The 9795-nt window shown below is 70.5% G+C and carries 10 protein-coding genes; 5 read left to right on the top strand and 5 right to left on the bottom strand.

Annotated elements, in window-relative coordinates; all coding sequences use genetic code 11:
• The coding region (locus tag P1P70_RS33770; RefSeq protein ID WP_319244620.1) for a RidA family protein at positions 1-283 on the top strand (283 nt) is incomplete at its 5' end.
• Positions 284-460: 177 nt separating this feature from the next.
• On the top strand, positions 461-1147 hold the full coding sequence (locus P1P70_RS33775; protein WP_319244622.1) for a hypothetical protein: 687 nt from the start codon (positions 461-463) through the stop codon (positions 1145-1147).
• Positions 1148-1239: 92 nt separating this feature from the next.
• On the opposite strand, the gene P1P70_RS33780 is transcribed toward P1P70_RS33775, so the two are convergent.
• Positions 1240-2616 (bottom strand): M14 family metallopeptidase, encoded by a 1377-nt coding sequence (locus tag P1P70_RS33780; RefSeq protein ID WP_319244624.1) that lies wholly within the window; start codon positions 2614-2616, stop codon positions 1240-1242.
• Positions 2617-3073: 457 nt separating this feature from the next.
• Between P1P70_RS33780 and P1P70_RS33785 the strand changes: the two genes are divergently transcribed.
• Complete coding sequence (locus P1P70_RS33785) at positions 3074-3484, top strand: ATP-binding protein (protein ID WP_319244638.1); 411 nt, start codon at positions 3074-3076, stop codon at positions 3482-3484.
• A 214-nt stretch (positions 3485-3698) separates the two neighbouring features.
• Positions 3699-5021, top strand: coding sequence for an Nramp family divalent metal transporter (locus P1P70_RS33790; RefSeq protein ID WP_319244626.1), 1323 nt, complete (start codon positions 3699-3701; stop codon positions 5019-5021).
• A 10-nt stretch (positions 5022-5031) separates the two neighbouring features.
• Here P1P70_RS33790 and P1P70_RS33795 read toward each other — a convergent pair whose 3' ends face one another.
• On the bottom strand, positions 5032-6348 hold the full coding sequence (locus P1P70_RS33795) for a hypothetical protein (protein ID WP_319244628.1): 1317 nt from the start codon (positions 6346-6348) through the stop codon (positions 5032-5034).
• A gap of 59 nt (positions 6349-6407) precedes the next feature.
• Positions 6408-6917, bottom strand: coding sequence for a SigE family RNA polymerase sigma factor (locus P1P70_RS33800; protein WP_319244630.1), 510 nt, complete (start codon positions 6915-6917; stop codon positions 6408-6410).
• A 135-nt stretch (positions 6918-7052) separates the two neighbouring features.
• On the opposite strand from P1P70_RS33800, the gene P1P70_RS33805 reads away from it, so the two are divergent.
• Positions 7053-7577, top strand: coding sequence for a hypothetical protein (locus P1P70_RS33805; protein WP_319244632.1), 525 nt, complete (start codon positions 7053-7055; stop codon positions 7575-7577).
• Here the strand turns inward: P1P70_RS33805 and P1P70_RS33810 are convergent.
• Together P1P70_RS33810 and P1P70_RS33815 are read right to left on the bottom strand one after the other, a co-directional pair.
• Complete coding sequence (locus P1P70_RS33810; protein WP_319244634.1) at positions 7574-8713, bottom strand: epoxide hydrolase; 1140 nt, start codon at positions 8711-8713, stop codon at positions 7574-7576. The two genes, P1P70_RS33805 and P1P70_RS33810, sit on opposite strands and share 4 nt — an antisense overlap.
• A 228-nt stretch (positions 8714-8941) precedes the next feature.
• Positions 8942-9795: CU044_5270 family protein (locus P1P70_RS33815; protein WP_319244636.1), on the bottom strand; the 854-nt coding region annotated here is incomplete at its 5' end.

The raw sequence follows: 9795 nt of genomic DNA on the forward strand, positions 1-9795 counted from the left end.
TCATCACGTCGTCCCAGCCGGCCCCACCCTGCGCGAGCAGACCCTCCAGACCCTCGCCAACGTCCGGGCGATCCTGGAAGAGGGCGGCGCCGGCTGGGACGACGTGATGATGATCCGTGTCTACCTCACCGACGTGGACCACTTCGCCGAGATGAACGCGATCTACAACGAGTACTTCGAGAAGCACCTCACGGCAGCCCCGGCGGCCCGCACGACGGTCTACGTCGGCCTCCCGGCAGGCCTGCTGATCGAGATCGACGCGCTGGCGGTCCTGGACGCCTGACAACGCGACCTCCGCCCCTGTGCACCCCTCCGGAGACGGTGCCGTCGTGGCGGGCTTCGCGGTGGCGGCGGTATTGAGCGTGTTGCGCGTGTTCGTCTGCACGCCGTGAAACCCAGATGCGGACATATGCCTGGCCCGACTGTCCCCGACACAGGGTCGTCGACCATACTGCCCGCTGTGGAGCAGCGTATCGGTTCGAACAACCAGCCCCTGGCCGCCGCCGCGGTCGACCCGTCGCACATCCCCGGACTCACGGCCCCGGTGTCCGTGAAGAAGGAGAAGCAGGAGGAGCCGGAGGACATCAAGCCGACGGAGTCCGCCGGACAGGCGGACAGCGAGGAGCCGGACGAGGCTGCCCCGACCGGGGACGAGCCGTCCGCCGCAGGGAAGCCCTCGGCCGACGCGAAGGCCGAAGCCGACTCCGCAGCAGACTCGGAAGCCGACTCCGCAGCGGACGCGGAAGCCGACTCCGAAGCAGACGCGGAAGCCGACTCCGAAGCGGGAGCCGAAGCGGGCGAGGAGGCCGACGACGCGGCCGAGGCCACGCCGGACGGCCCCGTCTTCGAGGCCTCCGACCGTCGCGCGAAGATCATCGCGGACAGCCGCGGCGTACGGCTGCGTCTGGACGACCAGGAGTGCGAGTTCACCTGGGACGAGATCGGCGCGATCGAGACGGAGTCCCCCCTCTTCGGCAAGCGTTTCACGATCACGGTCCACACCCCCGACCGCCGCTGGTACTTCCTGGAGATCGAGGCCAAGGCCAAGTCGGAGCACGCGGCCTGGGAGAAGCGGATCGACGAGGTCCTGGACGCGTACTTCGACGACGGTTCCGACAAGGCGAAGCCCGAGGAAGACGCCCCCTAAGGGGCGTGGGGAACTGCGCGACCAGCCACAACGGCCCCGCAGTTCCCCACGCACAGAAGTCCCCGAGCTTTCACCGGCTCAGGCGGCGCGGCCTAGCCGCAGTACTGCGCTTCCTTGCCGATCGACCGGTACATGCAGTCCGAGTTCTCCAGCAGCTGCAGCACCGCGTCCCGGTTCCGTGCCGTCTCCCGGGCGATGACCTCGTCGGGCGGGTAGAAGCCGCCGCCCCCGGCCGACCCCGGATACATCTCGAACGTGTACCCGAAGATCTTCTGGTTGCCCCACAGCCAGTCGTCGATCGACCCGTCCGTGATGTAGAGGTCGCTGGACTGCTCGGGCGTGTACCCGTTGCTCGCGGCCATCTTGCCGCCGACCGTCGCGAACGCGTTCCGGTCGTCCGCCGTCATGCCGGTCGTGGTGTTGGCGGTCGTGTACCCGAAGGGCCACAGCACCAGCTCGCTGAAGGTGTGGAAGTCGATACCGGTCTTGATCTGCTGGACCCCGCCGACGACCCGGCTGCGCACGAAGTTGGCGACGACCTTCACCTCGGGCGCCGACTCGGCGGCCGCACCCCGGTAGGTGTCCGAGGACGTGGACCCGGACGAGCCGCCACAGCAGCCCCAGCGGTAGTTCCAGTTGCGGTTGAGGTCGGTGCCGACGGCCGACGAACCGCTGTTGGGCTGCCGGTTCTTGCGCCACGAGCGGTACGTGCCGGTGGCGACGTCGTACTCGCCGCCGTCCGGGTTGATGTCCGGGATGATCCAGATCTCGCGGTTGTTCACCATGTTGGTGACGCGGGAGTCGGTCCCGTAGTCGGAGGTCAGCTCGTTCAGCAGATAGAGCGCCATCTCGACCGTGAGGTGCTCACGGGCGTGCTGGTGGTGGGTGAACAGCACCTCGGGCTCGGCCTCGTCCGTGCCGACGTTGTCGCTGATCTTGATGGCGACGATGTTCCGGCCCTGGTACGTGGTGCCGATGACACGCTGGCTGGCGATCGAACTGTTGGCCGAGACGACGGAGTTGATCTCGTTCGTCATCTCCGCGTAGTTGTGGTAGCGGGAGTCGGCGGACGGGAAGTCGAAGAGCCGTACGTCGCCCTCGCCGTTGGACCGGTCCGGGGCGGCGCCGAGCGGGGTGACCTCGTAGCCCTGCTGCTTCAGCTTCTTGACCTGGTCCGCGCGTCCGGAGATGAACACCGAGTGGTCGTCGGCGTCGTCCACGGTCACGCCGGCCCGCTGCAGCGCCGTGCGGGACTTGGTGTCCGAGTGCATGTGGACCTCGTACTGGCGGATGTCGTCGGCCGAGGCCTTCGGCCGCTCGGCGCTGGTCGCCGTCGCGTCCGTGGTGGTCGCGGCGACCGGGGCGGCGAGGGCCAGTGCCAGCAGGGTGGCGAGGGCGGCGGTGCGGCGACCGGATCTCCTGCCGGTGCCGTCGGGCGTCGCCGCCCTGCCGCGTATGCGGAGTCGCATCAAGTCTCCTAGTTTCTCCAGGGATTCCGGGGTCTCCGGAAGTGGGGAGTGGAGCGGGGGGTGGATCCTTGCGACGTGCCTCGGGCCCGGGCCGGTGACCGTGGTGCGCCCGTCCGTGCCCTGGTGCGGGTGTGGCGCTCATGGTGCGGCTCTGGCATGACCAGGTCAAGAGTGGGTGGGGGCGGGCAGGGGGCCGGAATGGCCGGAACGGAGGCGAACGGGCCCGGAGTTCACGGCGTGCGTAAGCCCCTACACAACCGCGTACACGCCCATCGGTCGCGTAGGCCCCCAATTGCGGACGTACCCGGGCGGGAAACAGGTATATGCAGGGCCGGAAACGGGTAGTCCTCCCCGTGTGCCGCGTACGCGCGGCGGCAACCCTGGAAGCATGCTGCAACTCTCCGGGGGTCTCCTTCCGGATTCCGGCCCCCATTTCGCCTCGTACCCCCAACCCCCCATGGGCGCGGGCCACCTGAGTGTCGAGTACGACCCCCGTCCCACCGCCGCCGCACAGGCCCGCGCGCAGGTGCGCAGGCAGCTGGAGGGATGGGGTCTGCTCGACCAGACCGACACGGCCGAGCTGTTGGTGAGCGAGCTGGTCACCAACGCCCTGGTGCACGCGGAGAGCCGACTGAAGCTGACCCTGTCGGCGGCCCACGGCGTACTGCGCTGCGAGGTGTCGGACACGGACGGCCGCCCGCCCCGGGTGCGCCGGGTGCCGGAGATATCGGAAAGCGGCCGGGGGATGTTCCTGGTGGACGCGCTCGCGGGTCGGTGGGGCTGCCACCAGGACGGCTCGGGCAAGACCGTGTGGTTCGAACTCGGTACGTGCGGGGCGGACGGCTGCGGTGGCGCTCTGCTGGGTTGAGCGGTTCTGCGGGCCGGTGGCTTCGGTGGCTTCGGTGGCATCCGGTACTGAAGCCGCCGTCCGCTGAAGCCGCCGTCCGCTGTGGCCGCCGTCCGCTGAGGCCGTCGGTCGTCGGCGGCGCCGTCGTGGCCGGTCGCGCAGTTCCCCGCGCCCCTGACGGGGCGCCCGGGTTGTCCTCTTGTCATGCTGGCGCCCTTGGGGTTTCTTGACCCTCATGGCGGACACCACGGGAAACCCCACTGACTCACCCGCACCATCCGGCACCAACCCCCCACCCCGTAAATCCAGTTGGAAGTACATCGGCCCCGGCATCGTCGTCGCCGCGACCGGTGTCGGCGCCGGCGACCTGGTCGCGACCCTGATCGCCGGCAGCAACTTCGGCTACACCCTGCTCTGGGCCGCCGTCATCGGCTGCCTCGTCAAGATCTCCCTGGCCGAGGCGGCCGGCCGCTGGCACCTGTCCACCGGCCGCACCCTCTTCGACGGCTGGGCGAGCCTCGGGCGCTGGACGACGTGGTTCTTCGTCGTCTACGTCGTGATCTGGGGATTCGTCTACGGCGCCGCCGCGATGTCCTCCAGCGCCCTGCCCCTCCAGGCGCTGTTCCCCGACGTGATGGACCTCAAGTGGTGGGCCGTGCTGTGCGGCCTGAGCGGCCTCGTCTTCGTCTGGTTCAACAAGTACGAGGTCTTCGAGAAGGTCATGACGGTCCTGGTGGGCGTCATGTTCGTGGTCACGGTCTATCTCGCGATTCGCGTCACCCCCAACCTCGGGGACGCCTTCGCCGGGCTCCTGCCCGTCCTGCCCGACGAGAAGGACTCGATCCTCAACACCCTCGGCCTGATCGGCGGCGTCGGCGGCACGATCACGCTGGCCGCGTACGGCTACTGGGTCAACGCCAAGGGCTGGACGAACACCGGCTGGATGAAGGTCATGCGCCTGGACAACCGGGTCGCCTACATCACGACCGGCATCTTCGTGATCTCGATGCTCTTCGTCGGCGCCGAACTGCTGCACTCCGCGAACGTCGCCATCGCCAGCGGCGACAAGGGCCTCATCCAGCTCGGTGACATCCTGGAGGACGAGTACGGCACGGCCACCGCCAAGTTCTTCCTGATCGGCTTCTTCGCCACCTCGTACACCTCCCTCATCGGCGTCTGGCACGGCGTGAGCCTGATGTTCGCCGACTTCGTGGCGCGCTTCCGCAGGAAGGGGGCGGTGACGGGCGAGGAGGTCGCCTCCGGCCGCCACGAGAAGTCCTGGCCGTTCCGCGCCTACCTGCTCTGGCTCACCTTCCCGCCCATCGTCCTGCTCTTCCAGGGCCAGCCGTTCCGCCTGATCATCCTCTACGGCGTCCTCGGCGCGGCCTTCCTGCCGTTCCTCGCCGCCACGCTGCTCTGGCTCCTCAACTCCTCCCGCACGCCCCGGGAATGGCGCAACGGCATGGTCAGCAACGGCATGCTGGCGCTCGCGGGCCTGCTGTTCCTGGTGCTGGCCGTGAAGCAGATCTGGGACCAGCCGTGGGCGGACTTCTTCTGACGCCCGGCCGTCAGTCGAGCCTCTTCCAGCGCTCGCTGGTGGCGATCTCCCTCAGCTGAGCCATGGTGAGCGCGGGGGTCCCGCGGGTCGCGGCGGTGTGCTGGGCGCCGGAGTTGAAGGCGCTGATCACGACCCGCAGCCCGTCCGGGCGGAGCGTGTCCACGGTCCACATCACGACCCCCGCGCCGCCCTTCTCGCCGGGCTCCTGCCGGGTGGCGACCTTCGTGCCGTCGGGCAGGGTCTCGGCGTCGGCGCCGAACAGCGTGCCCGCGCGGTCCGCCATGCCCGGCTGCACATTCATCTGCACCAGGCTCCGCCCCTTGCCGTCGTCGAGGACGACGTACGCGAAGTCCGACACCTCGTTGTCCTCGCCGACGACGTCGACGCCCTCGGGAAGGAGGCTGACGAGGGTCCTCCGTATGGCCTCGCTCCCGATGACCGGGGCATCGAGCGACCCGTCCCCGGGGGGAACCGTCGACGACTCCTCCTTCTCCCCCTGGTCCTCCTGCGTGCCGCCGTTCGCCGGCTTCTCCGTGATGGCGTCGACGACCGGCTTCCAGCCCGGGTCCCGGACGATCGAGGTCAGCGCGGCGAGGGACAGCGGGGGTTCGGCGCGGGTGATGGGCGCGTCCTTCTGCGCCTCGGCGTTCCATTCCATGACGCTGACCTCGTAGCCCGCCGGATCGACCAGCTGCGCGTACCAGTACTTGGTGTCCACCCGGCGGTCCGGGTACTCGTAACCCTGGAAGAGCATCAGCCGCGCACCGCCCGGCAGCGTGCTCTCCTCGCAGGAGTCGTACGCGACGAACGTCTTGTCAGGGCAGTCCGTCCGCTGCCGGGCCTCCTCGCTGTCGGCCTCGATCCGCCCGAGTCCGAGCTGCACGGCCGCCCCGCCCTTGCCGTCGTCGTACACGACCTGGGCGTACGGCGGCCCGTCCGCGCTCGTGCCACGAGCGGACTCCCCGCTGATCCTCCCGTCCGGCAGCATCTCCTTGAGCATGCCGACGAGTTCCGCGCCGGACACCGCGCCGTCGTCGTCCCGGACGGTCTGCTCGGCGTCCGGCTCGGTGGACCGCTCCGCCGCCACGGACCGCTGCCCGGCCCGGTCTCCGGCGCCGGGCAGCAGGAGCGCTCCGCCCACCCCGACGAGCGCGATCCCGGCGACCCCGCCCAGCACCGCCGCCCGTCGGCGGAACATCAGCCGCCGGCCGCGTACGGCTCCGCCGCCGACCAGCGCGTGGTGATCGGCCTCGAAGGTGCCGCCGACCCGGCGCAGGGCGTCGCCGAGCCGGCCCTCGAAGGGGTCTTCGTGCTGTTCCTGGGGCATGACGAACCGCCGTTTCTGCGAGTGGGTGGGGTGTGCTGGGGTCGGTGGATGCGGGGCGCTCAGGGGGCGGCGTACTCGCCGATGGCGTCGCCGAGCAGGACGCGCAATCGGGCCAGGGCACGGACGCACCGGGTGCGCACCGCCGCCGAGCTGGCGTTCATCGCCGCGGCGGTCTCCTCGACGGAACGGTCCTCCCAGTAGCGCAGGACGACCACAGCCCGGTCCTTGGGCGGCAGTTGGGCCAGCGCCTCGACGAGGGTGAGCCGCAGGGACGCGTCGGTGCCCGGCGCGGCGGGCCCGTCCGGGATCACGTCGGTGGCCCGTTCCCGGCTGCTACGGCGCCGCTGGTGGGCGAGGAACGTCCTGGTCAGCACGGTCTGGGCATAGCCGACCGGGTTGTCCGCCCGCCGCACCCGCCCCCACTTCACGTACAAACGGCCGAGCGTCTCCTGCACGAGGTCCTCGGCGAGATGGGTGTCCCCGCCGGTGAGCAGACACGCGGACCGGTACAGATGACCCGCGCGCGCCACCGCGAACTCCTGGTATCCGTCCGCGCGGACTGGTCTCATACGTGGCTCCCCCTGAACGGACTCGCGTTGCCGCCTCTCACTCCATTGATGCGGTGGCCCCCGGGGAATGTTTCACGCGAGAGTGAGAGATACGGTGCGGTACGAGTCACACCAACGGGGCAGAGGACACACACCATGGACCAGCCTGAGCAGGGTCACCAGCCGCCACCGCCGCAGCAGCCGTGGACGCCGCCGCCCGGTCACCAGGGCTTCGGCCCCCCGCCCCCGCCGTACGCGCCCCCGCCCACGCCTCCCGGCCAGCCGTACGCGCCCCCACCGCAGCCGTACACGCAGCCGCCCCAGGCTTACGCCCCACCGCAGCCGTACCCGCAGCCGCCGCAGGGCCAGCACCCGCAGCCCTATCCCCAGTCACCCCACCAGGGCCCGGAGTTCCTGGGCGTCGACCGGCACAACTCCGTCGTCGTCGACGTCAACGGGGTCGCCTTCGAGGACCACGGCGTCTCCGTCGACTTCTCGTGGTCCGAGATCCGCAGCGTCCACTACAAGGCGAGCGGCAACGGCAAGGCCCTCATGGTCGCCGTCGTCCACCTCGACGGCGGCTTCTACGAGTGCACGGTGGAGGCGAAGCCCCGGGAACGCCTCCACCAGTGGTTCGCCCACCTCGCCCACGTGCTGGGCCACTACCGCCCGATGGGCTAGCCGGCCCGGCGCACGGAGTCGAAGAACTCCCGTACGTCCGCCGCCAGCAGGTCCGGGACCTCCAGGGCCGCGAAGTGGCCGCCGCGGCCGAACTCCGTCCACCGTACGACGGTGTTGACCTGCTCGGCCCAGCGGCGGATCGCCACGTCCTCGCCGAAGTTCGCCACCGCGGTCGGCACCCCGGAGGTCGCCGTCGGGAACCAGTCCGGGACATGGCTGTTCTCGTAGTACATCCGGGCCGCGGAACCGGCCGTGCCGGTCAGCCAGTACAGCATCACGTTGGTGAGCAGGGTGTCCCGGCCGATCGCGTCCTCCGGCAGCGCGGCCGAGGAGTGCGTCCACGCCTGGAACTTCTCCATGATCCAGGCGAGCTGGCCGACGGGGGAGTCCGTGAGGCCGTACGACAGGGTCTGCGGGCGGGTCGACTGGAGGGCGTTGTAGCCGAAGCCGTCCGTGGTGAACTCGCCGATGCTCGCGAGGCTCCGCAGCTCCCGCTCGTCGAGGTCCTTGCGCTCCGCCTCGTCGACCGGGCCGAGCGGGATGAAGCCCACCGACGCGGCGTTCACATGGACGCCGACCACCGACTCCGGGGCGGTGCGAGCCAGCGCGGGGGAGATCAGCGCGCCCAGGTCGCCGCCCTGCGCGCCGTAGCGCTCGTAGCCGAGTCGGCGCATCAGCTCCGCCCAGGTGCGGGCGACCCGGGAGATGTTCCAGCCCTTCTCCCGGGTGGGCCCGGAGAACCCGAAGCCGGGGATGGAGGGGATCACCAGGTGGAAGTCGCTCAGCAGGTCGATCACACCGAGGAACTCCACGATCGAACCCGGCCAGCCGTGCGTGAGGATCAGCGGCAGCGCGTCCGGCCGGGCGGAGCGGATGTGCAGGAAGTGCACCCGCGCGCCGTCGATCTCCGTGACGTACTGCGGAAGCCCGTTGAGGGTGGCCTCGTGCTCGCGCCAGTCGTAGGTGTCGCGCCAGTACGTGGCGAGGTCACGGAGGTACGGCAGCGAGGTGCCGTACGCCCAGCCCGCGTCCGGGAGTTCGTCGGGCCAGCGGGTGAGGTCGAGGCGGGTGTGCAGATCGTCCAGCTGGGCCTGAGGGATGTCGATCCGGTGGCTGCGCACGCTGTTGTCTGTCATGAGTCCAGGGTGGGAAGGCCTGCGGACAGCATGTGTCCGCGAGGGCAGGCGGATTGCTCTCACATGTGCCGGTCCCCGGTCGGCGGACGACGGCCGGCCGCCGCCGGGGCACCGATGCTCACGCACGCCCTCCCACCGGACAAGCCTTTCGAACCTGCTCGAAAGGGGTTGACCGACGGCCCTCACGGACGTGCCGGGCCGGACGTGCTACGACCCCGTCCGGATGCGCTACGACCCCGGCCGTTCCCGGTACTCGTCCACCACCGCCCGTTCCAGCACCGCGTTCTCCGACAGCACCGTCCCCTTCGCCCCGTCGGCGCCGTCCTTCGTCAGCCAGGTGCGTTCACCGAGGTAGACCAGGCTCTCCCGGTCGAAGATCCACTCGGTGGCCCACCCCGACCGCCCGTCGACGCGGCGGATGCCGACGCCGTGCCGCCCGGCCGGGTCGGTCGCCTCCTCGATCCGGGTCACCCCGGGGATCCGCGCGGCGGCCCCGTACAGCGCGGCGGCGGTCTCGGGCGGCATGACCGACGCGTTGAGCAGTTCACCGATCTTGTCGAAGACCGCCTGCGAAGGCTCCTGGTCCTCGAACGGCTCGATGAGACCGCGGAGTTCGGCGAGCAGCTCGTCCGGGTCGGTGGGCAGCGTGGCCAGCCACCGGTACGTCGGCCGGTCGATACCGGCCGGGACACCCGGCGACCCCGGGGGCAGCAGCTCCCGCAGCGGGAAGTAGGCGCCGTTCTCGTAGTGCAGCGCCAACCGCTTCACCGGCCCCGGCTCCTGGGACACCCACTCCTCCCGTTCGTGCAGCCGCCCCGGGACGTACACGCCGTCCTCGCCCTGCGCCTCCGCCCCGGCCGTCAGGCTCCGTACATACACCAACTGGTCGTCGCGGACCGGTTCGACCTCCGTCCGCGCGGCGACGTCGGCGATCCGGTCGAGCAGGACGACGGCACTCTCGGCGTCGGACGTCCGCACGCCGAGGCCGGAGTCCGAGGCCGTGACCAGGCCGACGGTCAGCGCCCCGGCCAGCGTCAGCGCGGCGGCGGGCAGCCACAGGGCGGGGCGGGGGAGTCGGGTGC

Origin of the sequence: Streptomyces sp. MB09-02B, assembly GCF_033794485.1 — a bacterium.
In the GTDB taxonomy this organism is placed as follows: Bacteria; Actinomycetota; Actinomycetes; order Streptomycetales; family Streptomycetaceae; genus Streptomyces.

What these genes read in the sequence shown, in the direction of transcription:
- P1P70_RS33780 (WP_319244624.1), bottom strand. Translation starts at nt 2,616, where the DNA reads ATGCGACTCCGCATACGCGGCAGGGCGGCGACGCCCGACGGCACCGGC.
- P1P70_RS33785 (WP_319244638.1), top strand. Translation starts at nt 3,074, where the DNA reads ATGGGCGCGGGCCACCTGAGTGTCGAGTACGACCCCCGTCCCACCGCC.
- P1P70_RS33790 (WP_319244626.1), top strand. Translation starts at nt 3,699, where the DNA reads ATGGCGGACACCACGGGAAACCCCACTGACTCACCCGCACCATCCGGC.
- P1P70_RS33795 (WP_319244628.1), bottom strand. Translation starts at nt 6,348, where the DNA reads ATGCCCCAGGAACAGCACGAAGACCCCTTCGAGGGCCGGCTCGGCGAC.
- P1P70_RS33800 (WP_319244630.1), bottom strand. Translation starts at nt 6,917, where the DNA reads ATGAGACCAGTCCGCGCGGACGGATACCAGGAGTTCGCGGTGGCGCGC.
- P1P70_RS33805 (WP_319244632.1), top strand. Translation starts at nt 7,053, where the DNA reads ATGGACCAGCCTGAGCAGGGTCACCAGCCGCCACCGCCGCAGCAGCCG.
- P1P70_RS33810 (WP_319244634.1), bottom strand. Translation starts at nt 8,713, where the DNA reads ATGACAGACAACAGCGTGCGCAGCCACCGGATCGACATCCCTCAGGCC.